The organism is Streptomyces sp. NPDC057302 (genome assembly GCF_042667685.1).
Taxonomy (GTDB): Bacteria; Actinomycetota; Actinomycetes; order Streptomycetales; family Streptomycetaceae; genus Streptomyces.
Genome location: NZ_JBHUZJ010000031.1, coordinates 69,594 through 95,823, shown reverse-complemented (window position 1 = coordinate 95,823; position 26,230 = coordinate 69,594). Strand labels below are relative to the sequence as shown.

24 protein-coding genes are annotated in these 26,230 nt (G+C 70.2%); 15 read left to right on the top strand and 9 right to left on the bottom strand.

What is annotated here, in order from left to right:
- The first annotated feature begins 85 nt into the window (after positions 1–85).
- From ACFUPX_RS22395 to ACFUPX_RS22375, 5 genes are all read left to right on the top strand, one after another.
- A complete protein-coding gene (locus ACFUPX_RS22395) occupies positions 86–394 on the top strand; it encodes a hypothetical protein (protein WP_383325207.1) in 309 nt (102 codons plus the stop codon).
- Between the two features lie 542 nt (positions 395–936).
- Positions 937–2,025 (top strand): DUF1996 domain-containing protein, encoded by a 1,089-nt coding sequence (locus ACFUPX_RS22390; protein ID WP_383325204.1) that lies wholly within the window; start codon positions 937–939, stop codon positions 2,023–2,025.
- 117 nt (positions 2,026–2,142) lie between these two features.
- A complete protein-coding gene (locus ACFUPX_RS22385) occupies positions 2,143–3,897 on the top strand; it encodes a discoidin domain-containing protein (RefSeq protein ID WP_383325201.1) in 1,755 nt (584 codons plus the stop codon).
- Positions 3,898–3,942: 45 nt separating this feature from the next.
- Complete coding sequence (locus ACFUPX_RS22380; protein WP_383325198.1) at positions 3,943–6,366, top strand: glycoside hydrolase family 3 C-terminal domain-containing protein; 2,424 nt, start codon at positions 3,943–3,945, stop codon at positions 6,364–6,366.
- Positions 6,367–6,463: 97 nt separating this feature from the next.
- Positions 6,464–7,504: a LacI family DNA-binding transcriptional regulator gene (locus ACFUPX_RS22375; RefSeq protein ID WP_383325196.1), complete on the top strand. Its 1,041-nt coding sequence runs from the start codon at positions 6,464–6,466 to the stop codon at positions 7,502–7,504.
- A 29-nt stretch (positions 7,505–7,533) separates the two neighbouring features.
- Here ACFUPX_RS22375 and ACFUPX_RS22370 read toward each other — a convergent pair whose 3' ends face one another.
- The gene (locus tag ACFUPX_RS22370) at positions 7,534–9,099 is read right to left on the bottom strand and encodes an oleate hydratase (protein ID WP_383325193.1); all 1,566 of its coding nucleotides are present in this window, start codon (positions 9,097–9,099) and stop codon (positions 7,534–7,536) included.
- A 166-nt stretch (positions 9,100–9,265) separates the two neighbouring features.
- On the opposite strand from ACFUPX_RS22370, the gene ACFUPX_RS22365 reads away from it, so the two are divergent.
- On the top strand, positions 9,266–9,454 hold the full coding sequence (locus ACFUPX_RS22365; RefSeq protein WP_383325190.1) for an antitoxin: 189 nt from the start codon (positions 9,266–9,268) through the stop codon (positions 9,452–9,454).
- Positions 9,455–9,583: 129 nt separating this feature from the next.
- Here the strand turns inward: ACFUPX_RS22365 and ACFUPX_RS22360 are convergent, their stop codons facing one another.
- Positions 9,584–10,327, bottom strand: coding sequence for a metallophosphoesterase (locus tag ACFUPX_RS22360; RefSeq protein ID WP_383325188.1), 744 nt, complete (start codon positions 10,325–10,327; stop codon positions 9,584–9,586).
- Between the two features lie 141 nt (positions 10,328–10,468).
- On the opposite strand from ACFUPX_RS22360, the gene ACFUPX_RS22355 reads away from it, so the two are divergent.
- Complete coding sequence (locus ACFUPX_RS22355) at positions 10,469–11,116, top strand: CGNR zinc finger domain-containing protein (protein WP_383325185.1); 648 nt, start codon at positions 10,469–10,471, stop codon at positions 11,114–11,116.
- Positions 11,117–11,120: 4 nt separating this feature from the next.
- Here ACFUPX_RS22355 and thpR read toward each other — a convergent pair whose 3' ends face one another.
- Entirely contained in the window at positions 11,121–11,699 is a 579-nt protein-coding gene (gene thpR, locus ACFUPX_RS22350; protein ID WP_383325182.1) for an RNA 2',3'-cyclic phosphodiesterase, read from the bottom strand.
- A 185-nt stretch (positions 11,700–11,884) separates the two neighbouring features.
- Between thpR and ACFUPX_RS22345 the strand changes: the two genes are divergently transcribed.
- Both ACFUPX_RS22345 and ACFUPX_RS22340 read left to right on the top strand, forming a co-directional pair.
- Complete coding sequence (locus ACFUPX_RS22345; RefSeq protein ID WP_383325179.1) at positions 11,885–13,441, top strand: hypothetical protein; 1,557 nt, start codon at positions 11,885–11,887, stop codon at positions 13,439–13,441.
- A gap of 134 nt (positions 13,442–13,575) precedes the next feature.
- Positions 13,576–14,115 (top strand): carboxymuconolactone decarboxylase family protein, encoded by a 540-nt coding sequence (locus ACFUPX_RS22340; protein WP_383325177.1) that lies wholly within the window; start codon positions 13,576–13,578, stop codon positions 14,113–14,115.
- Between the two features lie 14 nt (positions 14,116–14,129).
- Here ACFUPX_RS22340 and ACFUPX_RS22335 read toward each other — a convergent pair whose 3' ends face one another.
- The 3 genes from ACFUPX_RS22335 to ACFUPX_RS22325 all read right to left on the bottom strand — a co-directional run bounded on the left by ACFUPX_RS22335 (position 14,130) and on the right by ACFUPX_RS22325 (position 17,995).
- Complete coding sequence (locus ACFUPX_RS22335) at positions 14,130–14,402, bottom strand: hypothetical protein (protein WP_383325174.1); 273 nt, start codon at positions 14,400–14,402, stop codon at positions 14,130–14,132.
- A 60-nt stretch (positions 14,403–14,462) separates the two neighbouring features.
- Positions 14,463–16,007: a glycine betaine/L-proline transporter ProP gene (gene proP / locus ACFUPX_RS22330; protein ID WP_383325213.1), complete on the bottom strand. Its 1,545-nt coding sequence runs from the start codon at positions 16,005–16,007 to the stop codon at positions 14,463–14,465.
- A 173-nt stretch (positions 16,008–16,180) separates the two neighbouring features.
- On the bottom strand, positions 16,181–17,995 hold the full coding sequence (locus ACFUPX_RS22325) for a flavin-containing monooxygenase (RefSeq protein ID WP_383325171.1): 1,815 nt from the start codon (positions 17,993–17,995) through the stop codon (positions 16,181–16,183).
- Between the two features lie 196 nt (positions 17,996–18,191).
- Between ACFUPX_RS22325 and ACFUPX_RS22320 the strand changes: the two genes are divergently transcribed.
- Both ACFUPX_RS22320 and ACFUPX_RS22315 read left to right on the top strand, forming a co-directional pair.
- Positions 18,192–19,262 carry an SDR family NAD(P)-dependent oxidoreductase gene (locus ACFUPX_RS22320; protein ID WP_383325169.1) on the top strand — a complete coding sequence of 357 codons (1,071 nt, stop codon included), beginning with the start codon at positions 18,192–18,194 and terminating at the stop codon, positions 19,260–19,262.
- A 54-nt stretch (positions 19,263–19,316) separates the two neighbouring features.
- Positions 19,317–20,357: an SMP-30/gluconolactonase/LRE family protein gene (locus ACFUPX_RS22315; protein WP_383325166.1), complete on the top strand. Its 1,041-nt coding sequence runs from the start codon at positions 19,317–19,319 to the stop codon at positions 20,355–20,357.
- 3 nt (positions 20,358–20,360) lie between these two features.
- On the opposite strand, the gene ACFUPX_RS22310 is transcribed toward ACFUPX_RS22315, so the two are convergent.
- Entirely contained in the window at positions 20,361–20,957 is a 597-nt protein-coding gene (locus ACFUPX_RS22310) for a TetR/AcrR family transcriptional regulator (protein ID WP_383325163.1), read from the bottom strand.
- Positions 20,958–21,006: 49 nt separating this feature from the next.
- Positions 21,007–21,579 (bottom strand): GNAT family N-acetyltransferase, encoded by a 573-nt coding sequence (locus ACFUPX_RS22305; protein ID WP_383325160.1) that lies wholly within the window; start codon positions 21,577–21,579, stop codon positions 21,007–21,009.
- A gap of 126 nt (positions 21,580–21,705) precedes the next feature.
- On the opposite strand from ACFUPX_RS22305, the gene ACFUPX_RS22300 reads away from it, so the two are divergent.
- Genes ACFUPX_RS22300 through ACFUPX_RS22290 form a run of 3 tightly spaced genes read left to right on the top strand, consistent with a single transcriptional unit; the run spans position 21,706 to position 24,778 of the window.
- On the top strand, positions 21,706–22,959 hold the full coding sequence (locus tag ACFUPX_RS22300; protein WP_383325158.1) for an ABC transporter substrate-binding protein: 1,254 nt from the start codon (positions 21,706–21,708) through the stop codon (positions 22,957–22,959).
- Positions 22,956–23,930 carry a carbohydrate ABC transporter permease gene (locus ACFUPX_RS22295; protein WP_383325155.1) on the top strand — a complete coding sequence of 325 codons (975 nt, stop codon included), beginning with the start codon at positions 22,956–22,958 and terminating at the stop codon, positions 23,928–23,930. The genes ACFUPX_RS22300 and ACFUPX_RS22295 overlap by 4 nt, the downstream gene beginning before the upstream one ends.
- Complete coding sequence (locus ACFUPX_RS22290; protein ID WP_383325152.1) at positions 23,927–24,778, top strand: carbohydrate ABC transporter permease; 852 nt, start codon at positions 23,927–23,929, stop codon at positions 24,776–24,778. The genes ACFUPX_RS22295 and ACFUPX_RS22290 overlap by 4 nt, the downstream gene beginning before the upstream one ends.
- A gap of 5 nt (positions 24,779–24,783) precedes the next feature.
- On the opposite strand, the gene ACFUPX_RS22285 is transcribed toward ACFUPX_RS22290, so the two are convergent.
- The gene (locus ACFUPX_RS22285) at positions 24,784–25,323 is read right to left on the bottom strand and encodes a CGNR zinc finger domain-containing protein (RefSeq protein WP_383325150.1); all 540 of its coding nucleotides are present in this window, start codon (positions 25,321–25,323) and stop codon (positions 24,784–24,786) included.
- Between the two features lie 80 nt (positions 25,324–25,403).
- Between ACFUPX_RS22285 and ACFUPX_RS22280 the strand changes: the two genes are divergently transcribed.
- A complete protein-coding gene (locus tag ACFUPX_RS22280; RefSeq protein WP_383325147.1) occupies positions 25,404–26,171 on the top strand; it encodes a haloacid dehalogenase type II in 768 nt (255 codons plus the stop codon).
- Positions 26,172–26,230: the final 59 nt, after the last annotated feature.

Below are 26,230 nucleotides of genomic sequence, written 5' to 3'. Positions count from 1 at the left end.
ACGTACGCGTCCCGGCCCCGCGTCGTCGTCCGCCACCCCGCCCTGAAGAACACGTGGAGCGCTCGCCCGCACCTAGAGGTCACCCATGTCCCGTACCCGACAGGCCCGCAAGAGCGCGACCCGACTGGCGGCCGTGCTCGCACTGAGCCTGCTGTCCCTCCCGGTGCTCGGCGGCACCGCGGCAGCAGGCGGCACGTGCTTCGCCACCCACGCCGATGCCCCGATCTACGCCGGGGACAACCCGTGGACCGAGATCGTCGGCTACCTCGACCCGGGCACCCCGGTGAACGGCACCCGCCAGGGCGCGGACGCCCTGTGGCAGGTCTCGCGCACCGACAACGGCCAGAAGCTCGGCTACATGCGGCCCACCGACCTCACCTGCGACGGCGGCTGACGGCTGGCTGGACGGCGGCTGACGGCTGATCACGGACGTTCGCGGCAACGCATCGACGGTGCCCCTACGGGAGGCGTGGAGAGCGCTCTCCCGTGCCGCATCCTCCACGCCGCCGCCCGAGACGTCAACGCTCGTGACTCACCTCGTGAAGTTGCCGCCGAGCGGTGCCGAGCAGCGGTCGAGACGCTCGACGGCACGACCACCGAGCCCCCAACCACCCCTGACCACACGTAAGTTGTGATCCACGGCCCCGCGTGAACAGGGGATCGGCCGGCCTCGTACATCATTTGCGTGCCGTCGCGCCGCACCCATCGGCACGCATTCGTTCACCCACTCTTGACACGCTCGTGTCACGGTGGGAACACTCCGGGAGAGCGCTCTCCCGGCTCCATCGCCGTACGGGCGCTCCGCAACAGGTGACCAGGGGCGGCCGATTGGTGTGCCCGCGGCCATCCATGTCCCCACCCGGTTTCCGGGAGCGCACGGCCACGGCTCGCGGCAGGCCGGTCCCCACATCCCTCTCCATGTGGCAGGAGGTCTCCATGGCACGGAGATCGAGAACGATCTCAGGAGCGCTGATCGCCGGCGCCCTGATAGTGAGCTCACTCGGCATCGGCGGCATCGCGGTGAGCGCCGACCACGCGTCCGAGTCCCGGACGTCGAAGGCCGCGACATCGCACGCGGGCCACACCATGGCCGCATCCACCCGCGCCTCGGCGGAGGACACCGACGAGGACGGCTACATCCCGGCGACCAAGCGCGTCACCGGCGCCCAACCGGCGGCCGAGCAGCCGCCGCACCGCTACTTCCACGAGTTCCAGGCGCACTGCTCGGTGAACCACACCGCCCCCGACGACCCCATCGTCTACCCCGGGCAGCCCGGCAAGTCGCACGACCACACGTTCATGGGCAACACCACCACGAACGCCAACAGCACCACGGCGTCGCTGGACGCCGGCTCCACCAAGTGTCTGGCCCCCGGCGACAAGTCGGCGTACTGGATGCCCACGCTGTACAACGGCGACAAGGAGATCCGTCCCCTGGGGGACCAGACGATCTACTACAAGGCCGGGGTCACCGACTACACGAGCGTGCGGCCGTTCCCCAAGGGGCTCAGGTTCGTCGTCGGCAGCCCGATGCAGACCGCGAAGCAGTTCCGCGACCACCCCGGCTTCGTCGAAGGGTGGGAGTGCGGCACCAGCTACTTCAACGTGGAGTTCCCCAAGGACTGCCCCACCACGGCGGACACCCAGCTCAACATCCGCTTCCAGGCGCCCAGTTGCTGGGACGGCAAGTCGCTCGACGCCCCCGACCACCAGAGTCACATGTCCTACCCGGTGGTCAAGAACGGCACGAACGACAACGTCTGCCCGACGAGCCACCCCGTCGCCCTGCCGATGATCGAGTTCAAGATGGCGTTCCCCGTCAACGGGGATCTCTCGAAGGCCCGATTGGCGAGCGGCGCGAGCCACTCCTTCCACTACGACTTCTTCAACGCGTGGGACGACGCGACGCAGAAGGCGCTGGTGGACCACTGCATCGTCGGCGGCCTGCAATGCGACCCGCGCGGCTATGACCAGACGCACCCCGAAGCGGGCGCGGCGCTGGACGAGAACTACGAACTGCCGTGACCGAGGCCTGTGAAGGGCAGCGGTGTTCTGTTCGGCCCTGCCCTTCACAGGTACCCGCGCCCGGCCCCACCCCCGCGCCTTCCCTCCCTCCCCATCCCCCTCGCCCAGGAGACCCCCATGCGCAGACCTGGTACCGCTCTCTCCCCACGCACCATCGTGGCCCCCGCCATCGCGGGCCTGCTCGTGGCCGGCGCGCTCGCGCTCCCCGCGCAGCAGGCGCACGCGGCCGGCAGCGTCGTGAAGGTGACCGGTTCGCAAGGCAACTGGCAACTCACCGTCGACGGCTCGCCCTACCAGGTCAAGGGCCTGACCTGGGGGCCTTCGGTGGCCGACGCCGACAAGTACCTGCCCGACCTGCGATCCATGGGCGTCAACACCATCCGGACCTGGGGCACCGACGCCTCCAGCAAGCCGCTGTTCGACTCCGCCGCCGCCCACGGCATCAAGGTCGTCGCGGGCTTCTGGCTCCAGCCCGGCGGCGGCCCGGGAAGCGGCGGCTGCGTCAACTACCTGACGGACACGGCGTACAAGAACAAGATGCTCGACGAGTTCCCCAAGTGGGTGGACACCTACAAGGACAACCCCGGTGTCCTGATGTGGAACGTAGGCAACGAGTCGGTGCTCGGCCTGCAGAACTGCTTCGCCGGAGACGAACTGGAGAAGCAGCGCAACGCCTACACCACCTTCGTCAACGACGTCGCCAAGAAGATTCACGCCGTGGACCCCAACCACCCCGTGACCTCCACCGACGCCTGGACCGGGGCCTGGCCCTACTACAAGAAGAACGCCCCCGACCTCGACCTCTACGCGGTCAACTCCTACAACGCCGCGTGCGACATCAAGACCGACTGGGAGAAGGGCGGGTACACCAAGCCCTACATCGTCACCGAATCCGGGCCCGCGGGCGAGTGGGAGGTCCCGGACGATGCCAACGGGGTTCCGCAGGAGCCCACCGACCAGGCGAAGGCGGCCGGCTACACCAAGGCCTGGAACTGCGTCACCGGCCACCGGGGCGTCGCGCTGGGCGCCACCATGTTCCACTACGGCACGGAGTACGACTTCGGCGGCGTCTGGTTCAACCTGCTCCCCGCGGGTCAGAAGAGACTCTCGTACTACGCGGTGAAGAAGGCCTACAAGGGCAGCACCGCCGGTGACAACACTCCGCCGGTCATCTCCGAGCTGGGTGTCGACGGCGACGCGGGCAAGATACCCGCGGGCGGCCCGCTCACCCTCACGACCAAGGTCAGCGATCCCGACGGCGACGCGTTCTCCTACGAGGTGCTCGCCAACAGCATGTACATCGACAAGAACAAGGACCTCACCCCGCTGGCCGCCACCAGCCAGGGCTCGGGCCGTCTGAAGGTCACGGCCCCGGACAAGCCCGGCGTCTGGAAGATCTACGTCAAGGTCACCGACGGCAAGGGCAACGTCGGGATCGAGACACGCTCCGTGCGCGTGGTCGTACCGCCGGTCGACGGCACGAACATCGCCCTGGGCAAGCCCGCGACCGCTTCGTCCTTCCAGCCCGGCAGCGGCGACTGCCCGTGCACCGCGAGCAACGCGGTCGACGGCAAGCAGGGCACACGGTGGGCCAGCGACTGGAGCGATCCGCAGTGGCTCCAGGTCGACCTCGGATCCACCACCTCCTTCAAGCACGTCCAGCTCAACTGGGAGACGTCGTACGCGAAGACGTACACGATCCAGACCTCGGACGACGGACAGAACTGGAAGACCGTGCGCGAGGTGCGCGGCGGCAACGGCGGCGTCGACGACTTCGACGTGAGCGGCTCGGGCCGCTACGTGCGGGTCAACGGCACGGAGCGAGGCACCGGATACGGCTACTCGCTCTACGAATTCGGCGTCTACAAGTGATCTGACGCCGGGGCCGCTTCCCATCGGGGGCAGGAGGAGCAACGAATGACGCGCGACGAGTTGCTGAAGCTGGTGGGCACGCTGGACCTGGCGCGGAAGGTGGGTCTGCTGACCGGCGCCACGGTGTGGCGCAGCCGGGCCGAACCGGCCGTGGGGCTACGGGAGATGGTCTTCTCGGACGGTCCCGCCGGTGTGCGGGGGGAGGAGTGGAACGAGCGCCGACCGTCACTGCTCCTGCCCTCCGCCTCGGCGCTCGGTTCGCTCTGGGACGAGAGTCTGGCGGGCCAACTGGGCGAGCTGCTGGCTTTCGAGGCTTTGCGCAAGGGGGTGCACGCGGTCCTCGCGCCCACCTTGAACCTCCATCGCAGCCCGCTCGGAGGGCGCCACTTCGAGTGCCTTGCCGAGGACCCGGAACTGGTCGCGCGCACCGGAGTCGCCCTGATCCGCGGCATCCAGGCCCACGGGGTCGCCGCGACGGCCAAGCACTACGTGGCGAACGACTCGGAGACCGAGCGGCTCACCCTGGACGTAAGGGTGGACGAACGGACGCTGCGCGAGGTGTATCTGGCCCCGTTCGAAGCCGCCGTCGCGGCGGGTGTGTGGCTCGTCATGAGCGCGTACAACGGCGTCAACGGAACGACGATGACCGCCAACGAACTGTTGGCCGAACCGCTGAAAGGAGAGTGGGGATTCGACGGGGCCGTCGTCTCCGACTGGGGCGCCGTGCGGCTGACGGCGAAGAGCGCGGCGGCGGCCCAGGACCTCGCGATGCCCGGCCCGCAAGGCCCGTGGGGCGAGGCGCTGGTGGCGGCGGTCCGCGGCGGCAGCGTCGCCGAGGAGGCGATCGACGACAAGGTCGTACGCCTGCTCACCCTGGCCGACCGGGTCGGCGCGCTCGGCGGCGGGCGCAGGCTCCCGCCGCGCGCATGGCCCGGCACCACCACCCGCGGCCTGCTGCGCCGGGCCGTGGCGGCCGGAACCGTCCTGCTGCGCAACGAGGACGTCCTGCCCCTGGACGTCTCCGCGCTGCACGGCGTGGCGGTCATCGGGCGGCACGCCGGAGCCCCACGGCTCCAGGGAGGAGGCAGCGCCGGGGTCTTCCCGGCGGAAGTGGTCACCCCCTTGGACGGCATCCGGGCCCACCTGCGCGGGCGGGCCCAGGTGCTGTACGCCCCCGGCCCGGACCTGGGCGGGCAGCCGCCGCCGCTGGATCCCGCACGGTGCGAGAACCCCCTCACCGGGGCGCCCGGCGTGCTGATGCGGGTCCTGACGGCGTCCGGAGACGAGCTCTTTGCCGAACACCGCTTGTCGGGACGGCAGTTGGAGCCTCCGCTGGCACCGCTGGCGCACACCGTCGAGATCAGCGCGCTGGTGCGCCCGGCCAGTGACGGAAAGTGGACGTTCGGAGTGGGCGGCTACGGCCGGATGGGCCTCGCCGTGGACGGCCAGCCGCTGGTGGAAGGCGAGTTCGCGCGCGACACCGACGACCCGGCGGTCGTTCACCTGGACCCGCCACGCCGCCACGCCTCGGTCTGGCTGGCGGGCGGTCAGCCCGCGCACGTCGTGGCACGCCGGGAACTGGCACCCGGCACCGGGCGCGCCGTCGTCGTGACCGCCGCCGCGCCCGAGCCGGACCCCGAACAGGCCCTGGCCGAAGCGGTCGAGGCCGCGCGGAACGCGGACGCGGCCGTGATCGTCGTCGGCACCACCGAGGGCAGCGAGTCCGAGGGGCACGATCGCACCTCGCTCACGCTCCCCGGCCGTCAGGACGAACTGGTCGCCGCGGTGGCCGCCGTGAACCCGCGCACCGTGGTCGTCGTCAACTCGGGCGGCCCCGTGGAGCTGCCCTGGCGGGAACAGGCCGGGGCGGTGCTCCTCTCGTGGTTCCCCGGGCAGGAGGCTGGAGCCGGGCTCGCCGACGTCCTGTTCGGGCAGGCCGAACCGGGCGGCCGGCTGCCCACCACCTGGGCGGCCACGCTGGCGGACGTGCCGGTCAGGGAGACCCGCCCGCACGACGGTGCGCTCACCTACGACGAGGGCCCGCACATCGGCTACCGGGCCTGGCTGCGGGCGGGCCGCACGCCCGCCTACTGGTTCGGCCACGGCCTGGGCTACACGACGTGGAGCTACGACCGCCTTCGCGTCGCGGGCGCGGCCGCGAAGGGAGAGGCGCTGGCCGTGGCGGTCCGGTTGCGCAACACGGGCGCACGGCGCGGACGTGAGGTGGTGCAGGTCTATCTCGCGCGGCCCGATTCCGCCGTGGAGCGCCCGGTCCGCTGGCTCGCGGGCTTCACGGCGGTGCGTGCGGAGCCGGGGGAGACCGTGACGGCAACGGTGGAGGTGCCGGCCAGGATGCTGCGCCACTGGGACGTGCGGGAGGGCCGCTGGCGCACCGAAGCGGGCGACTGGCAGATCCTCGCGGGGCGCAGCGCGGGGGATCTTCCCCTGACGGCCACGGTACGCAGGTGACGGGGGTGGCACGCAGGTCAAACAACCGCCCCTAACCGGCGTGTGGCCGCGGGAGAGCGCTCTATGACGGCCGGGGGCGGAGCGTTAGGGTTCCCGGATGGACAGACAGATGCCGACGCTGGAGGACGTGGCGCGCGAAGCGGGGGTCTCGCGCGCCACCGTCTCCCGGGTGGTCAACGGCGTGCGCAATGTCGCCCCCGCCATCCAGGACGTGGTCCGCGCGGCCATCGAGCGTACCGGCTACGCGCCCAACCGGGCGGCACGCTCCCTGGTGACCCAGCGCGCGGGCACCATCGCGCTGGTCGTCTCGGGCGCCGGGGACAACTCCGACACCGCGCAGAACGCCTTCGCCGCCCGGGTGTTCGCCGACCCGTTCTTCGGCCGGGCCGTCAGCGGGATCGTGGGATTCCTGCGCCCGCGTGCCATGCACCCGGTGCTGATGTTCGCCGAGACCGAGGACGCCCGCCAACAGGTCCTGACCTACCTGCGCCAGGGCAACGCGGACGGCGCCCTGGTCGTCTCGACACACGCCAAGGACCCGCTTCCGGCGCTGCTCGCCGAGGCACGGCTGCCCGCGGTGTTCTTCGCGCGCCCCGCACTGCGAGCCCACGCCACGTTCGTCGACTTCGCGCACCGGGACGGGGCGAGGCTGGCCGCGGAGCACCTGCTGGCCCGGGGCTGCACAAAGGTGGCGACCATCTCGGGACCCTTGGACATCCCCGCGGGCCGAGAACGCCTCGCCGGTTTCCAGGACGGCATGGAACGGGGCGGGCAGCCCTACATCCCCGTCGCCGAGGGCGGGTTCACCCTGGAGAGCGGCGCGAAGGCGATGCGCCATCTGCTGGCCGAACACCCCGGCATCGACGGGGTGTTCGCGGCCAACGACCTGATGGCACAAGGGGCGTGCCAGGTCCTGCGGGAACAGGGCAAGCAGGCGCCCGCGGACGTGGCCGTGATCGGGTTCGACGACTCGAGCGTGGCGGTCACCTGCGTGCCCCCGCTGACCACGGTGCGGCAGCCGGTCGAGGAGATGGGCGCGGAGATGGCCCGGCTGCTGCAGGAACAGATGGAAGGCGTACGGACCGACCCCACCTCAGTGATCTTCGAGCCGGAACTGGTGGTGCGCGAGTCGGCCTAGCCGCGACGACAGCGCCCGTGGACGCGCGGTCAGCGCCGGTGCATCGTCTGCAACGCCTCGACGAGCACCTTGGGGTCGTGCCCGCCCTTGTAGACGGGCGGGGGCTGCTTGTCGAGCCCGAGCAGTTGCGCGACGGCCGTCCAGGCGGTGCGTACCGAGTACTCGACCGTGAACACCACGTCGTCGGGGACTTCGGCGTACTGCCCGATGAAGGCGAGATTGGTGGAGCCCTCCGGGACGACCGGCGCCCGGTCGCCCGCGCCGCGCACCAGGAACTGGCTGGTGATGTAGGGCATCAGGGCGGGCAGCACGATCGAGTTGTCCAGGATCCGCGGACCCTCGTCGAAGCGCAGGTGGTGCAGGACCTCGTCGAGGATCTCCCGGCCGGTGCACTCACGCATCGGCTTGCGGACGAAGTCGCCCTCCTCGTCGGGGAACAGGGCGTAGCCCCACCAGACGAAGGTGTCCTCGGGCTGGTCGTGGAAGTGCGGCTGGTGGTTGAGGACGATGGTCAGCAGCCACTTGGAGTCCTTGAAGGTGATCAGGCCGCCCTTGCCGGCCTCGCTGCCGCTGTACTTCTCCATCAGCTCGAAGAAGGTGGGGTCCTTGGTCGTCACCGTGAAGGACTCCCAAGTCGACTCGGGAATTGAGGAGTTGAAGACCTCCGGCTTGCCGAATCCCGACCGCTTGGCCGCCAGGGTCTCCCACAGGCGCCAGGCCCCGTCGCGCCCCGAGGTGTCCAGGGCGGGCACCGTGTCGGTGGACCCGAGGGTCGATCCTGCCGTCATCGAGCCGTTGGTGACCAGGACGAGGTCGCCGGGGGTGAGCGTGATCTCCTCGGCCTTGCCGCCCCGCGTGCAGCTGAGGGCCTCGACGGTGAGGGCGTCACCGTCGGCCAGCGTCAAGTCGGTGACCGTGGTGCCGAGTTGCAGCGTCACGCCCTGGTCGGTGAGCCACTTCAGGAGCGGGCGCACGATGGAGTCGAACTGGTTGAAGCGGGTCCGGTAGATCCCCGACATGGAGTCGAAGGTCTTGAAGAGATGGATGAAGCGGTTGAGATAGCGGCGGAACTCGATCGCGCTGTGCCACGGCTCGAAGGCGAAGGTGGTGCACCACATCCACCAGAAGTTCGTACGGAAGAACTCCGGGCTGAAGCAGTCGGTGATGCGCTTGCCGTCGAGGAGCTTCTCGGGAGTGCCCACGCACTTGACCAGTTCGAGACGGTCACGCTCGGAGAAGCCCATCGAGTGCGAGTCGATGACTTTGCCCGAGGCGTCGACGAGCCGGGCGTGGTCGTCCCAGGCGAAGTCGTCGTGGAAGGCGAAGGTGTCCTCGGTCACCGACTTCGACGGATCGTCGAGGGAGGGGATCGAACCGAGCAGGTCGTAGGTGCATTCGAAGTGGATCTCGAACATCCGGCCGCCGCGCATCGTATAGCCGGTCTCGGGCGACCCGGAGGCGTCCAGACTCCCGCCCTCACGGTCCTGCTCCTCCAGGATGACGATGTCGGAGCCCGCGAATTCGCCCTCGCGGATCAGGAACGCCGCCGCCGACAGGGACGCGATGCCGCTGCCCACCAGATACGCCTTCGCCATGAACGCCTACTTCCGAATCGATTCCGTACGGTGTGCCACCCGCGTCCTCAGCTTCAGGGGGCGCCTCGCCCGGTGCAGCAGGGGGCGCGCGAACGGGTTACCGGATGCGGATCACGCCCCGCGGTGTGAGCCTGGTGGTGGGGGCGACACAGAGAGGCGGTTGCCCATGTCAGTCATGGACAAGCTGAAGCAGATGCTCAAGGGGCACGAGGACAAGGCCGGGCAGGGAATCGACAAGGCGGGTGACTTCGTCGACGGGAAGACCCAGGGCAAGTACTCCGGCCAGGTCGACACCGCCCAGGACAAGCTCAAGGACCAGTTCGGGAGGGACCAGGACAAGCCTCCGCAGTCGTAGGCGCCCCGCGGTTGTCAGTGCCCGCCGATAGTCTGGGCACTTCCATCCGCGCTGTGGCTGCAGCGCTGCCGCCCCGCCCCCGTGATGCAGGGGGCGGGGCACTCGGCGTTCGGGTGACGGCCTCCCGGGTCAGGGCAGGACGCGGTAGTGGGTGGTCAGGCGGTGGTCGTCGTCCAGGATGTGGAAGGCCAGGCCGGGGGGCTGCTCGCGGTCGGCGGGCTGGTCGCCTTCCCAGGGCAGGCGCAGGGTCCAGGTGATCGCTGGGCCGACGATCAGGGGGCGTGCGGCGAACGTGGTGGCGGCCGCGGTGTGGGCATGGCCGGTGAGCACAGCGGTTACGCACGGGTGCGCTTCGAGCAGCGCGGCGAGCTCTTCGGGGCGCTGGAGCTGGTAGGCGTCGGGCAGCGGGTGGTGGAGCGCGACGGGCGGCTGGTGGAAGGCGATCAGCGCGGGGGTGCCGTCGGGCAGTGCGGAGAGGGTGGCGTCGATCCAGGCGAGTGTCGCCGCGTCGAGGTTGCCTTCGTCGCGGCCGGGGATGGTGGAGTCGCACATCAGGATGGCGGCGCCGGCTATGTGGTGGACCTCGTTGACAGGGCTGTCGTCGGGCGTCAGGCCGAGCAGGGCCTTGCGGTAGGCGGGGCGCGCGTCGTGGTTGCCGGGGCAGGTCAGGACGGGGAAGGGCGCGGCCAGGATCCGGGCCGCCTCCTCGTACTCGGACTCGGCGCCGTGGTCGGCGATGTCCCCGGTGACCAGGAGGGCGTCGACCGGTTGGGGCAGGGCGCGCAGATAATCCATGACGTGCTCGGCGCGCCGGGTCGACCTGTCGCTGCCGTCCAGGTGCAGGTCGCTGATGTGGGCAAGCAACGCTGTCATCGCTCTGTCTCCTCCAAGTGGCGGGAGCCCCGCCACACATCCCTAACGGAAGTTGGTGAATTTACCGTTAGGGATATTAGGGTATGCCTGGAGACGTGATCAAGTAGCGGAAGTAGCAGCGGAAGAAGAGGGGGACCAGCGGTGGAGCGGTGGCTGGCACTGGAGTTGGCGAGCACGATCCGCCATGACGGGGACGGCGGCGTCACCGACGACCTGGCCACGGCCGAGGAGGTCACCCGCTGGATTCGCGCGCAGGACGGCCTGTTGCCCGCCCACGTCCGGGCCCTGGAGCTCACGGCGGATCAGGATCTCGGCCGGGAGATCATCGAACTGCGGTCGGCGGTACGGGCGTTGTTCGCGCGGGCGGTGCGCCCCGCGCCGCCCAGCCCCGCGGACGCCCGTCACCTGATGCCCGCAGACCAAGCGCTGGCCCACCTCAACACGATCGCCGCCCGGGAACTGGTTGCCCCGCAGTTGGACTGGCCCCAGGACCAGGCCCCGGCCGCACGGCTCCTGACGGCGCAGGACGACCCGCACATCGGCCTCCTGGCAAGCCTGGCCCGCGCCACGGTCGACTTCCTGAGCGGCCCGCAGCGCGAGCAGCTGCGGGCCTGCACGGCGCCCCGGTGCGTGCGTTATTTCGTCAAGAGCCACGGCAGGCAGGAGTGGTGCAAGACCTCCTGCGGCAACCGGGCCCGCGCGGCTCGCCACTACCGGCGCCACCACACGGCACCGGAGGGCGGCCCTCCGGCCCTGCGGGCATCCGCCGACGCCCCTCAGGTCGGCTAGGCGCTCAGGCGCCGAAGCTCCAAGCGCCGACATCGCGGTAGTGGATGGGCCCCGGGCCGCGGCCGACGTTACTGGCGACCAGGTGCAGGCGAGCGGCCTGCCATGGGCGGCCGGTGAACTCGGTGAGACCGGCGGCGGCCTGTACCGCACACGACGGGGTGTCCCTGCGGGCGCGGGCCAGCGTGAGGTGCGGGCGGAACGGCCGGTTCGTATGCGTGAGGCCGCAGTCGTCGACGACGGCACGCACCTCGGCGGCGAGCAGCCGCAGCTCGTCGAGGTCACCGTCGATCCCGCTCCACAGCACGCGCTCGTCGAAGTGCCCGCCGCCGCGCAGAGCCAGGGTGAGAGGGGCCCGGGCGGCGGCGAGGCGAGCAAGCGGCGCACGGAGGAGCGGCACCACCGAGGCAGGCACCTCACCGAGGAACGCCAGGGTGATGTGCCAGTCCTCGATGCGGTTCCACCGCATCCGTGGATGCGCGCGACAGGCGGGGTCGAGCACCCGGGCCAGTTCCTGTTTCGCCTCGTCGGGCGGGGCGAGCGCGATGAACACGCGAACGGTCGCGGGCTGAATCTGTTCGTTCACAGAAGACTTCGTACCGCATCCAGGCGGGGGGACGGTCACCGCCCGGTGGTGCCAGGAGCCGGTCGGCACCGAGTTCTGCGTATCTCTCGTCGGCGAAGTGCCGCCCAGGGGCGGGCTCTGCTAGGCAGGAACAGGCCTCGCGCGAGGGCGCAGTGGGCGGGCCGCGGTGTGCCAGAGGGGGAATCATGGCCGGTTCCGTACGTCGTGAAGGGCCGCGGGTACCCGAAACCGATCCCAAGGTGGGGGTCGACGTCAGTACGCAGTGGGCGGGGGATCCACGGCACCGGCTGGTCACGATCGGGGACTCCCTGACGCAGGGTTTCCAGAGCGCGGCGATCTTCAACACGTCGCTGTCGTACCCGGCGATCGTCGCCCACGAGATGGGATGTCTGCCCAACTTCCGCTACCCCCTCTACGGGGGCTTCGGCGGGCTGCCCTTCAACCTCGAACTGTTCCTGCGCGACCTGGAGGACCGCTACGGGCGGACCGTGGACTGGTGGGAGGCCCCACTGGCCTTGTTCCGGGCCCGCAGTGTCATGGACCGGGTGGAGGACTACTGGGAGCGGGGTGCAGGCCGGAGCGCGCCGTCGACCACGGCGATCATGCACAACCTCGCCGTGTTCGGGTGGGACCTGCGCGACGCGCTGTCGAAGTCGGCGGACGAGTGCCGCAAGCGCATCGACGTGCCGAAGGACGACCTGGTGAATCAGCTGGTGCAGAACGCCGGCGAGCGCGCGGCCCTGCGGGTGCTGCCCACCCGGCCTCGGACGGCAGGGGCCCTGACGCAGTTGGGCGCCGCGGCTGAGCTGGGCAAGGACATCGAGGGCACCGGGGCGAAGCACGGCATCGAGACGCTGGTCGTGTTCCTGGGCGCGAACAACGCGCTGCGGGCGGTGACCGATCTGCGTGTGGTGTGGAGCGAGGACTCCGGCTTCGACAGCCTGGACGACAAACGGCGCTTCACGGTCTGGCGGCCGAAGCACTTCACGTCCGAACTGCGCAAGGTGGCGGCGGAAGTCGCCGCCATCAAGGCCCGCCACGTCATCTGGTGCACCGTCCCCCACGTGACGATCGCACCGATAGCCCGTGGCGTGGCCGGCAAGGTCCAGCCCGGCTCGCGGTACTTCCCCTACTACACCCGCCCATGGATCAAGGACCGGGACTTCGACGCCCGCAAGGACCCGAACATCACCGCGGAGCAGGCGCGCCAGGTGGACGAGGCGATCGACGCGTACAACGACGCGATCACCGAGACGGTCCGCGCCGCCCGGACCAAGGGCAAGGACTGGTACCTGCTGGAGACCAGCGGCCTGATGGACCGTCTGGCCTGGCGCAGGTTCGCCGAGGACCCACTGGCGCGTCCGGACTGGTGGCAGCCCTATCAGCTGCCGTCGGCGCTGCGGGCGCTGTCGCCGCCGCCCAACTCCCACTTCCTGGCGGCGCAGGACGGACGGCGTACCGACGGGGGCCTGTTCTCGCTGGACGGCGTGCACCCCACGACGGTCGGGTACGGGATCCTGGCCCAGGAACTCATCAACGTGATGCGGTTGGCGGGCGTCAGCTTCTTCCGCCCGGACGGCAGCACCCCGCGCCAGGATCCGGTGCTGGTCGACTTCGACCGGTTGATCCGCCACGACACGCTGATCAACCGTCCGCCGGGGAATCTGGGGTCGTCCCTGAGCGCCCTGGGCTGGGCCGATGAGGCCTTGGACCTGTTGAAGCGGGTGTTCTCCGCCCTCTGACGGCGGGGCGGCGCCAGTACCTGGTGTGAGTAAGAGTTCCCGGGAATTCCTCTCCGGACGACAACCCGACGCTCCTGTGGCTCCCCTAGGCTCAAGCGCGCGACCAGCTCGAGCGAAAGCGAATGGGAGACGCCATGGAGTATCCGGATCTCTCCACCCTGCCCGTGGAACTACAGGAGGTCGTGACCGCTCACGGCTCGCTCAACGTCTTCCGGATGCTGATGCACTCACCGGTCCTCGCACCGGGCGTACTCAGGCTCGGAGACGCGATTCTCCAGCGCAATTCGCTTCCTGACACGCTGCGGGAACTCGCCATAGTGCGGATCGGTCATGCCTACGGAGCGGCCTACGAGGTCCACCACCATGAGAAGGCCGCTCGTCACGTAGGGCTGGGGGAGGAGGCACTGGACGCCGCCAGGACCGGCGAGGCCGGGAAACTCTCCGCGCCCGAAGCCGCCGTCCTCGCCGCCACGGACCGGCTCCTCGACCGGCACACCCTCGATGAGGCCGCACGCGACGAGCTGCTGGCGTTCCTGACGGTGAACCAGCTCGCCGACCTGGTCATCACGGTGGGCTTCTACCAGCTCATCTGCGATTTCCTCAACACCTTCGAGGTGTCGGTCGAGGACAGGACCCCGTCGCCCGACGGCGACGAGCCCCCGGCCGGAGGCTAGGGGCTCGTCCGACGTCACAGGTGGCGCGGCGGACTGTTGCGGATCGCCGAGCGGCGGGCCCACAGCGCGCAGGCGAGCAGCACGAGACCGGCGAAGCAGTACGCCCATGCGTCGGTGCTGCCCCTGGCCGCGCCGATGGCCCAGGCCACCGACCAGACGGAGAGGAGGACACACAGGGCGGTCCAGGCCAGGTTCCACATCCCGTTGCGTGCGGCCAGGCGGTGTGGAGTACCTCGTTCCATCTCGCCGATGTCGGGCGAGCCAGCATGCTCATCACGAATCGTCATACATCGCCGAATGCCCTCGACTCGGCGGGCGAACCACCCTGTTCCGTACCCGGCGACGCATCAGTCCCCGCGCTTGCGGTCTCTCGTGGAATCGTTCCGGCCCCCACGGGGATGCCACAACCGCAGCCATACGTCCCGTGCGTGCCGCCCCGCCTCCGTGCGGCTGCGCGCCACCATCTCGCGGGCCTCGTCGTCGGTCTCGACCATGGGCCCGGAGCCACGCAGCGGCCGTCCGGCGGTCTCGTGCAGGAAGAACGTCGCGACCAGGCCGATCGCTCCGGCCACCATCAGGTAGAAGGCGGGCACCAGGGTATTGCCGGTCTTGTCGACCAAGAAGGAGGCGAGCAGAGGGGTCGTGCCGCCGAAGAGGGAGACGGAGATGTTGTACGCGATCGACAGCGCGCCGTAGCGCAAACGAGTGGGGAACAGGGCCGGGAGCGTTGCCGCGGCGGTTCCGGCGAAGCAGACCAGCAGCAGACCGAGGATGGCGCAGCCGAACGCGGGCAGCAGGATGCCGCCCTCCCGGATCAGCAGGAACGCCGGAATGGCGAGAGCGATCAGCGCGATGCTGCCGCCCATGAACATGGGCCGTCGGCCCCACCGGTCGGAGCTGCGGCCCACCGTGGTGATGGCCAGCGCGACCAGCAGCATGGTGCCGAGCACGAGGAGCTGGGCGGTCGTGTCGCTCTCACCCAGGGTCACCGTCATGAACGTGGGCAGATACGAGGTCACCATGTAGTTCGTGACGTTGTAGAGCAGCACGAGACCCATGCAGATCAGCACTGCCTGCCAGTGCCGGGTGAAGATCTCCTTGAGCCGCCCCTTGCCGGACTGGCGGGCCTGCTCGACGGGGTCTTCCTCGCCGCTCTCGGGACCCGCGTCCCGCTCCGCCGCGGCGGATGCGGCCTCCTGCTGGAAAGCGGGCGTCTCCTCCAGCTTCAGCCGCATGTACAGGCCGATGAGCCCGAGCGGACCGGCGATGAAGAAGGGGATGCGCCACCCCCAGCTCTCCAGGCCGTCCGTGCCCAGGGTCAGCGTCAGGATCGTCACCAGACCCGAGCCCAGGGAGTAGCCCACGAAGGTCCCGAAGTCGAGCCAGCTGCCCAGAAAACCGCGCCGCTGGTCGGGGGCGTACTCGGCGATGTAGGTGGTGGCACCGGCGTACTCGCCGCCCGTGGAGAACCCCTGGACCAGTCGGCATACGAGGAGCAGCAGCGGGGCGGCGAAACCGATCGAGGAGTACGTGGGCAGCAGGCCCACGGCGAACGTGCTCGCCGCCATCATGATCATGGTGGCGGCGAGCACCTTCTGCCGGCCGATGCGGTCCCCGAGCGGCCCGAAGACGAGGCCGCCCAGCGGGCGAACGAGAAAGGCAGCGGCGAACGTGGCGAAGGTGGCCACTACCTGGGCTCCGGGCGAGCTGGACGGAAAGAAGACTTTTCCGATCGTGCCCGCCAAATAGGCGTAGACGCCGAAGTCGAACCACTCCATGGTGTTGCCGAGCGCGGCAGCCGTCACCGCGCGCCGCACCTTCGGCCGGTCCGAGACCATCACGTCCTCGGCACTGAGCGCCTTCTTGCGGCGACGCAGCAGCGTGCGGGCCATACGGTCGGTCGCCGACCGCGATGTGCGCGTCGATTCCGTCTCCGGTCCCCGCGGCTTTCGGGGCGTGCGGTGCGGCAGGCCTTTCACCATGAAGCTTTTCTCCCCTTGCCTGAGAAAAAGCTGACTCGCCGCAAAATTAGGCCGATCAAGAGAGACCGGCAAACGCAGGGAATTCAGAACGAGGGCGCGGCCTTGGCCTGAAGAGCCTCGCCCATGTTCTCCCCGCGCCAGCGACGCAGCAGCTCGTGGAAGGCGACAGCGCCGTGCGGATAGGCCGTCGGGCCGTTCGGACGGCCGCGGCCCTCACCGTTGTAGTAGCCGGGGGTGCACTCGGCGTGGAACCACGCGTGGTCGGGGGCGCCCTCGGCGCAGACAGCGGTCCAGGCGTCCTCGGCCTCGGGGGCGGGCTCCACGACGGCGCCCTTCGCCTGTGCGGCGGCGACCAGGGCGGCGGCGTGCACGGCCTGCTCGTCCAGGATGTGCGTGAAGTTCACGCTGCTGGCGTTCTGCAGCGAGCCCATCCGGATCAGGTTGGGAAACCCGCTGCTGGTGAAGCCGTGCAGGCTGCGCGGCCCCCGCTGCCTCAGCGTGTCCAGCAACGTGATGCCGTCGCGCCCGGTCACGGGCAGCTTCCCGGAGGTGATGCCGGAGAGACCCACGGAGAACCCGGTGGCGAACACCAGGCAGTCGACCTCGTACTCCACCCCGCCCACGACGACACCGTGCTCGGTCATGCGCTCGATGCCATGGGTCTCGGCCGTGTCCACCAGGGTGACGTTGTCGAGGTTGAACGCGGGCAGGTACTTGTCGGAGAACGTGGGGCGCTTGCACGCGTAGCGGTACCAGGGACTGAGGGCCGCGGCGGTGGCCGGGTCGGTGACCTCGGCGGCCACGCGCGCACGGATCTCGTTCATCGTCGCGTGGTCGGCCAACTCGTAGGCCGCCTCGAAATCCGGCTCACCGTGGCGGCGGAAGCTGGGCAGGAGCTTTTCGAGCAGCGCGGCCGACTCCGTCCAGCGGTCCGCGACCAGGTCCCGCTCGGCATCCTCCCCGGAGCAGATCCGCAGGAAGTTCTCGCGGCGCTCGGCGGCCCAGCCCGGCCGGTCCGCGCCGACCTGCCGGGGCGTCATGCGCTGCTGGCCCCGCACGTCCACGGCCGAGGGGGTGCGCTGGAAGACGTACAGGTGACCGGCGTCCTCGGCCAGCATCGGGATGACCTGCACACCCGTGGCGCCGGTGCCGACGACCCCGACCCGCTTGCCCGTAAGGCCCGTCATGCCGCCCTCGGGAGTGCCGCCGGTGTACCCGTAGTCCCAGCGCGAGGTGTGGAAGGTGTGGCCCCGGTAGTCCTCGATGCCGGGGATGCCGGGCAGTTTGGGCTCGGAGAGCGTGCCGGTGGCGGTGATGACGTAGGTGGCCCGGAACGCGTCGCCCCGGTCCGTGGTGACCACCCACTGCTCAGCCGTGCGGTCCCAGGCCAGGGAGGTGACGGCGGTGGAGAACAGGGCGTCCTCGTACAGGCCGAACTGCTCGGCGACACGCACCGCGTGCCGGCGGATCTCCTCGCCCGGGGCGTACTTCCACTCGGGCACGTATCCGGTCTCGTCGAGCAGCGGCAGATAGACGTGCGACTCGATGTCGCAGTGGATGCCGGGGTAGCGGTTCCAGTACCACGTGCCGCCGAGGTCACCGCCCTTCTCGATGACACGCACCTTCGCCACGCCCTCCTGGCGCAGTCGCGCGCCCGCCAGGATCCCGCCGAATCCGCCGCCGACGACCACGACGTCCACCACGTCGTGCAGCGGCTCGCGATCCGGCACTTCGCCCACGTACGGGTCGGCGGCGAAGTAGCCGAACTCCGCCTCCGCGGACCGGTACTGGCCGGCCCCCTCGGGGCGCACGCGGCGCTCCCGCTCGAGGCGGTAGCGCTCGCGCAGGGCGACGATTTCCTGCGGGGTGGGCTGTGTGGCGCACTGCGGCAGGGGCATGGTGCGAGGTCCTCTCGTGGGGGGAGGGGCGTCTGGTTCGCGGGGCAGGCGCGTCGAGGACGCAGGCGTGATCAGCGCCCTCGCTGGAGCGTCCCGCACGGTCACCGGTACCGTAACCCAGGAACCGGACAGTGTTGTCCGGTTGGGGTCCGCCGCCCCGCGTCCCGCCCGAGCGCCACGACTTGAAAGGCCCGCGATGCCGACGAAGCCGAACGTCACCCCCGCCTCTCCGCTGCGCGACTGGCTGGCTGAACCCACCGCCGGGCAGGTCCTGCGCGGCCTGCTCGCCTCCCAGGGGCAGAGCGAGGAAGCCCTCGCCCCCGCACTCGGCCTGCCGCTGGAGCAGTTGGTGAAGATGTCCGCGGGCAAGTTCCCGCCGGAGCTGGTGGACGTGCTGGCCACCGCGGCCGAGACCGGACAGCTCCCCGATGGCCTGCCGACGGCGTCACCCACCGGCTCCGCCAAGGCCGTCGAGCCCGACACGGGCGTCGAGATCGGCGCCCCCGAGCCGTGGACCGAGCAGATCACCCCCGGCCGCTTCGGCGGCCAGAACGTCGTCGTCACGGGCGCCGCCTCCGGCATCGGCAAGGCCGTGGCCTCCCGCGTCGTGCGCGAGGGCGGGCGCGTGGTCGCCGTCGACATCTCCGCCGACGGCCTCGCGGCCCTGGCCGCCGACCTGGGCGAGGCCCTCGTGCCCCTCACGGCGGACATCACCGCACCCGCGTCCGCCGACGCCGTTCTGGCCGCCGCGGGCGGTCGCGTGGACGCCCTGGCCAACGTCGCGGGCGTGATGGACGACGACGCCGCCGTGCACGAAGTCGACGACACGATCTGGGAGCGCGTGATGCGCGTCAACGTCGATGGGCCCATGCGCCTGATGCGCGCCGTCGTGCCCGGCATGCTCGCCGCGGGCGGCGGCCGCATCGTCAACATCGTCTCCGAGGCGGCCCTGCGCGGCTCGGCGGCGGGCGCCGCGTACACGACCTCGAAGCACGCCCTGGTCGGCCTCACCAAGTCGTCGGCCTACCAGTACGCGGGAACGGGCGTACAGATCAACGCCGTTGCCCCCGGCGCGGTCGCCACCGGCATCCCGATGCCCGCCGCGGCCCCCTACGGCTCGGCCCGCACGGCGAAGATGCGCGTGGCGATCCCCAGCCTGGCCATGGCCGAGGAACTGGCCGCCTCGATCACGTTCCTGCTCAGCAAGGACGCGGTGAACCTCAACGGAGCCGTCCTGCCCTCCGACGGCGGCTGGTCGGCGGCCTGACGACACACCACCACGTCCGGGCCGCCCGGACGACGGGAAGGAGCACCCCACCACATGCCCGCCCACCGCACACCCCACCGCCGCCGCGCCGCCCTGGCGCTGATGGCCGCAGGAGCCCTGCTCGCCCTGACCGCATGCGGCACCCAGACCCCCGCCGCGTCATCCTCGCGCCCCGCGCCGTCCGGCGAGGGCAGGACGATCCGCGCCACCCACATCACGCAGGTGACCGACCCTCACCAGGCCACCGGCAGAACCCTGCTGGAGGGCCCGGTCCTGGACGAGGACGGCGGCCTGTACGTCGTGGACGTCACCGCGCCCGCAGGTGAACCCAAGGTCATCTCCGTCGACCTGGCCACCGGAAAGAGCGAGGGCGTCTACACCGACAAGACCGGCGCCTACACCTCCGCGCAGATCAGCCCGCACGACGGCCGCCTCTACCTCACCGACTACACCGGATCCGTCGTCAGCATCGAGCCGGACGGCTCGGACCCGCGCACGTTCTTCTCCGGTGAGATCGACGGCTCCGCCACGAACCTCGACGACATCGCCTTCGACGACGAGGGCAACCTCTACGTCAGCGACTTGCACGGAATGAAACCCGGCGAGGCCAAGGGCCGCATCGTGCGCATCGACCGCGACGGCGAGCGGACCACCGTCCTGGCCGACGGGCTCGCCCACCCCAACGGGGTGATGTTCGACCCCGGGCTGCACGGCCTGTGGATCAGCGAACTGGCCGAGAACACCATCTCGTACCTGCTGCTCGACGCGGACAAAACCACCGTGACCTCCCAGCACGAGGCCATCCACGTCGACGCCGGGGTGGCCCAGACCGACTCCATCGCCGTCGACGCCGACGGCAACCTCTACCAGGCACTGCACGGCCGACCCGCCATGGCCGTCTACAGCCCCGAGGGCGAACGGCTGGCCACCGTCGAGATTCCGGCCAAGGCCGCCAAGGGCCTGGAGTCGGCGACCAACGTCGCCATCGAACCCGGCGGAACGAAGGCCTACATGACGGTCAGCGGCCCCGACGGCGGCCACGTCTTCGGCTTCACCGCGCTCGGCAAGGGCATCCGCCAGTCCAACGGCGGCTGACGGTCACCCCTCGACCGCGGTCTCCACCGGCCGCAACGGACCCACCTCGATGCCGAGCAGCCCCCAGGCCGCCAGAGCGCGATCCTCCCGTTCGGCCGGGGTGGGACCGGTGACCGCCCCGGACACCATCGCGACGGCGAGCATGACGTCGTCGGCGGACAGCCGGTGCCCGGCGGGCAGGCACCGGGACAGGACGCCGTGCACGCGTCCGGCCAGCGCCCGTGCCTGCTCGCCGTCGCCCCGCGCTCCCCGTATGCGCAGCAGATCGACGAACGCCGTCGAGCGCGTCAGGTGCCAGGTGACCACGCCCAGCACGCTCGCCAGGCCCGCGTCGGGTTCGTCGGCGGCCTGTTCGATGTGCTGGACGTTCTCGTCCAGGACGGCGGAGGCCAGCGCGATCCGGTCGGTGAAGTGCCGGTAGAGGCTGCCCTGCCCCACCCCGGCGCGGCGCGCGACGGCCGACAGCGGGGCGTCCAGGCCCTGTTCGGCGAAGACCTCGCGGGCGGCGGCGATCAGGGCGGCACGGTTACGGGCCGCGACCCGCCGCCCCTGATTGGCCGGACGACCTGCGCCGTCCTGGGGATCGGTGGGGTTTGTCACGCTGGAAGGGTAGTACGACCCCTCTGTCCGACCCCGCAGCCGGACACCTTCAGCGCCGCGGGGAGCCGGCGTGCGCGGAGCCGTCGCGTGCCGTCTCGGCGGTGATGGCCCACCGCTCGTGGTCCCTCCACTCGCCGTTGATGAACTGGAAGGCGGGGGAGAGGCCCTCGCGCTCGAACCCCAGACGCTTGACGAGACGGAGCGAAGGGGTGTTGTCCGGCTGGATGTTCGCCTCCAGCCGGTGCAGCCCCAACTCGTCGAAGGCGAACTCGATCACGAGCCCCAGGCCCTCCGTCAGGTAGCCGCGCCCGGTGGTGGAAGCGTATGACGTATAGCCGAGGGAACCGCTCTGCAGGCTGCCTCCGAGGATGTTGTTGATGTTGATGCCGCCCACGATCGCGCCGGTGTCGTGGCGGCAGACCACGAAGCCTTCGTGGGTGGGCTGCTCGAACCGCTCCAGGGACCGTTCGAACGCCTCCGCCGTCAGCTCGCGAGCGCCCAGCCAGCGGTGGAGCATCTCGGCGCTCTCCCTGCGCAGCACGGCGAGCTCCTCGAAATCCGTACGCCGGAGCCGGCGTACGGCCACGCGCGGGCCCTTTCGGAGGTATCTGGTGACTGCCATCCGAAGAGGGTAGAGCGCGTGTCCGGATCGGCCGACACACGGCCGTAGTCCCCCTGTCGTAATCCGCCTGCATGGTTGATCGTTGGGCCGTCGGAACCACCCGTACGCCGAACAGGGGGACGATCAATGACCATCAGCCGCAGGGGACTGCTCGGAGCGGGCGCGGCGTTGGGGCTGCTGACCGCGTGCGGCTCCAACACGGGCCGGGACGAGGGCGGTTCAGGTGGCGGGCCCAAGCTGTCGCAGTGGTATCACCAGTACGGCGAGCAGGGCACCGAACAAGCCGTGAAGAAGTACGCCACGGCCTACAAGAAGGCCAACGTCACCGTCCAGTGGCGGCCCGGCAACTACGACGAACAGACCGCGGCGGCGCTCCTGACCGAATCCGGCCCCGACGTCTTCGAGGTCAACGGCCCCACCCTCGACCAGATCCAGGGCAAGCAGGTCGCCGACCTCACCGAGCTGTTCGACGGCGTCAAGGACGACTTCAACCCGGCCGTCCTGGCCCCCAAGACGTACGACGGCAGGATCTGGGGCATCCCCCAGGTCATCGACATGCAGCTGCTCTACTACCGAAAGAGCCTGCTCGCCGACGCCGGCGTCCAGCCGCCCAAGACGTTGGACGAGCTCGTGGACGCCGCGAAGAAGCTCACCACCAAGAAGACGAAGGGCCTGTTCCTGGGCAACGACGGCGGCGCCGGCGTCCTGGGCGGCACGCCCCTGAACGCGGCCGGGCTCGAACTCGTCACCGCCGACGGGAAGGTCGGCTTCGACGACCCGGCGGCCGCCCGCGCCCTCGGCAAGATCCACCAGCTGTACGCCGACAAGTCGCTGCTCCTGGGCGCGCCCGCCGACTGGTCCGACCCGTCCGCGTTCGTCCAGGGGCTGACCGCCATGCAGTGGTCGGGCCTGTGGGCGCTGCCCACCGTGCAGAAGGAACTCGGCGACGACTTCGGCGTCCTGCCGTTCCCGAAGGACGGGGCAGCGGGCAAGCCCGCGGTGCCGGTCGGGGCGTACGCCGCCGCGGTCAGCACCCGCAGCAGGCATCAGCCGGCCGGCAAGGACTTCCTCAAGTGGCTGTGGATCGACAGCACCGACCGCCAGGAGGACTTCGCCCTCTCCTACGGATTCCACATCCCGGCCCGCGTCTCCCTGGCGAAGAAGGCCGAGAAGCTCAGGAAGGGCGCGGCAGCCGACGCCGTCCGCTACACCACGGACCACGGCCACGCCGAACCCCTCCTCTGGACCCCGGCCAGCCGAAGCGCCTACCAGGACGCCCTGAGCCGCATCATCAAGGACGGCGCGAACCCCGAGAGCGAGCTCAAGAAGGTCGTGCGTACGGTGAGCGCCGAGCTCGGCCGGGTGAAGAAGAAGTCGTGACCACAGCAGCCCCTGGCGAACAGGACACGACGGGACGTCAGCGACAGCCGACCGGGCGAAGGAAGCCGTGGGGCCACCAGAACCGCACCCTGTGGTTCTGGGTGTTCGTCGGGCCCTTCCTGCTGGGCCTTGGCGTCTTCACGTACATCCCGCTCGGCTGGAGCGTCTACCTCAGCTTCTTCGACGCGCACAACACCGTCACCCCGAGCGACTTCGTCGGCCTCGGCAACTACACGCAGATGCTCCAGAACGAGGCATTCACCGACAGCCTGTGGACCTTCCTGGTCTTCTCGCTCTTCATCGTCCCCGCGACCTACGCGCTCTCCCTCGCGCTGGCCCTCATGGTCCACCGCCAGCGCCGCGCCCAGGCGTTCTTCCGCTCGGTCTTCTTCCTGCCCGCCGCCTGTTCCTACGTCGTGGCCGCGCTCATCTGGAAGATGTCGATCTTCAACGGGGTGCGGTTCGGGCTCGCCAACACCGTCCTCGGCTGGTTCGGCGGCGACCAGATCGCCTGGCTCTCGACCACCGATCCGCCCTGGTACTGGGCCGTCATCGTCACCGTGCGGCTCTGGCTCCAGGCGGGCTTCTACATGGTGCTCTTCCTCGCCGGACTCCAGCGCATCAGCCCCACCCTCTACGAGGCGGCGGCGGTGGACGGGGCGCGGCCCGGCTGGCAGGTCTTTCGGCACATCACGTTCCCGCAGCTGCGCGCCACGTCCGTGGCCGTCGTGCTGCTGCTCGTCATCAACGCCTTCCAGGCATTCGACGAGTTCTACAACCTGCTCTCGGACTCCCGCGGTTACCCGCCCTACGCCAGACCCCCGCTCGTCTACCTCTACTACACGGCGCTCGGCCAGGGACAGAACCTCGGCCTGGGCAGCGCGGGCGCCGTACTGCTCGCGCTGATCATCGCGGTGGTGACGGTGGGACAGGCCAAGTGGTTCGGGCTCGGCAGGAAGGACGCGGAATGAAAGACCACTCGGGCGCCGACGCGAGGGTCAGGGCGGGCCGCGCGCTGCGGCTCTCGCTGCTGATCGCGCTCGCGCTCCTGTTCCTCATCCCCTTCTACCTCCTCGTGCGCAACGGGCTCTCCGCCGAGAGCGACATCACCTCGCCGGAGTGGACCTTCTTCCCCTCCACCCTGCGCTGGGGGAACGTCCAGGAACTCTTCGACGACACCTCCGTACCGTTCGCGCGCTCCCTGCTCAACTCCTCGCTCATCGCGGTCGCGACGACACTCGGCACGCTGCTGCTGGCCTCACTCGCCGGTTACGGCCTGGCCCGCATCCCCTACCGCCACGCGAACAAGGTCTTCTACGCGATCCTCGGCACGCTGATGGTTCCGGCGTCCGTCACCTTCGTGCCGACGTTCGTCCTGGTGTCGTCGCTCGGCTGGGTGTCGACGCTGCGCGGACTGATCGTCCCGACCCTGTTCTCCGCCTTCGCCTGCTTCGTCTTCCGGCAGTACTTCCTCGGATTCCCCCGGGAGTTGGAGGATGCGGCGCGTGTCGACGGGCTCGGGTACTGGCGCACGTACTGGCGGGTGGTCGTGCCCAACTCCCGGCCGGTCTTCGCGGCGGTGGGCACGATCGTCTTCATCGGCGCGTGGAACTCGTTCCTGTGGCCGCTGGTCATCGGCCAGGACCGCAACGCGTGGACGGTGCAGGTGGCCCTGTCGTCGTTCACCACGTCACAGGTGATCAGACTGCACGAACTGTTCATCGCGGCGGCTGTGTCGATCGTGCCGCTGCTCGTGGTGTTCCTGTTCTTCCAGCGGTGGATCGTGGCAGGGGTGGAGCGCTCGGGCATCGACGACTGAGCCGCCTATGGGGCGGTCTGTTTGCGGGCTCGGTAGGCGGCGGCTTTGACACGGTTGCCGCAGGCCTGCATGCCGCACCAGGTGCGGCGCGTGCCGCGCGAGCGGTCGAGGTAGAGGCGCGTACAGGTGGTGCGCCCGCATTCCTTGAGGCTGGTGTGGGGGTCGGCCAGCATGCTGATCGCGCGGCGGGCGACGTGGGCGAGCGCGGAGCGCAGATCCCCCGTCAGATGCACGCCCTCGTCGGACAGGCGTGGGGTGGGCAGCGCCCCGGCGGCGGCGCTGTTGAGGATGCCCAGCTCACTTGCCGTGTAGGGGCGTTCTCTCATGCGGTCGAGGGCGAGCCGGTGGATGGCCTCGCGCAGCCGCAGGGCGCAGTCGAGGTCGGCGGGGTCGGCGGTCACGTCGTCGGGGAGCTCGTCGCAGGCCAGGACCCACTGTTCGAGGTCGGCGGGGGTGGCCAGGAGGTCGCGGGGCTGGTCGCGGCGGGATTCCAGGGTGGCGATGAGGTCCAGGGCGGGGTTGCCGCTCACGAAGGCGAAGTGCACGTCACCATCTTGACCGGTGACGCACCACCGGGCAACACTCGTCACCTGTCTGGCCGGTGACGCGATGCTGAGGAGAACGGATGCGTGGGGCCCGCGATATCGAGGTCGTCGTCTTCGACGTTCTGGGAACGATGGTGGACGAGTCCGGCGGGCTTCGTGCGGCCATCGGCGACGCGCTGCACGCGTCTGACGGTGCTTCAGGCGAAGTGACCGCCGACGGCCTGCTCACGGTGTGGCGCGAGCATGTCGAGGGTGAGCAGCGGCGCATCGGGGAGGGGACCCGGGCGTACGCCGACAGCGAGGCCATCGACCGCGAAGCGGCTCAGCGCGTGGCGGAGCGCGCCGGGATCAAGGACCCGGTGGCCATCGGACGGCTGGCTGCCGCGTCGCGGCGCCTCCGCCCTTGGGAGGACTCCGTTGCCGGACTCACGCGTCTTGCGCGGCACTTTCCCGTGCTGGGGCTGTCAAATGCCGGGCATGGGACTCTGCTGCGGCTGAACGCGCATGCGGGGCTGCGCTGGCACCAGGTGCTGTCGGCCGAGGACGCTCAGGCCTACAAACCGGCTCCGGAGGTCTACCGGCTCGCGATCGAGGCGGCGGGGTGTCCGCCCGAGCACGTGCTGATGGTTGCCGCGCATGCCTGGGACCTACGGGGAGCTCAAGCGGTGGGCATGCGCACCGCGTTCGTCCAACGGCCGGTCGGGGACCCGCCCATGGCCACCGATTCCTTCGACTGGCAGGCGCGGAGCCTGGAGGAGCTGGCTGCCGTGCTGACGTCGTATGCCCCTGCCACGCCGCAACATGACGGTGCTTCACTGACGCGGCCCGCGCAGCGGAAATCCCCGTAGGAGAAGAATCGGGGGACATCTCGGTGCGCGGGCCGACGAATTCGGCGAGAACGCCGAAC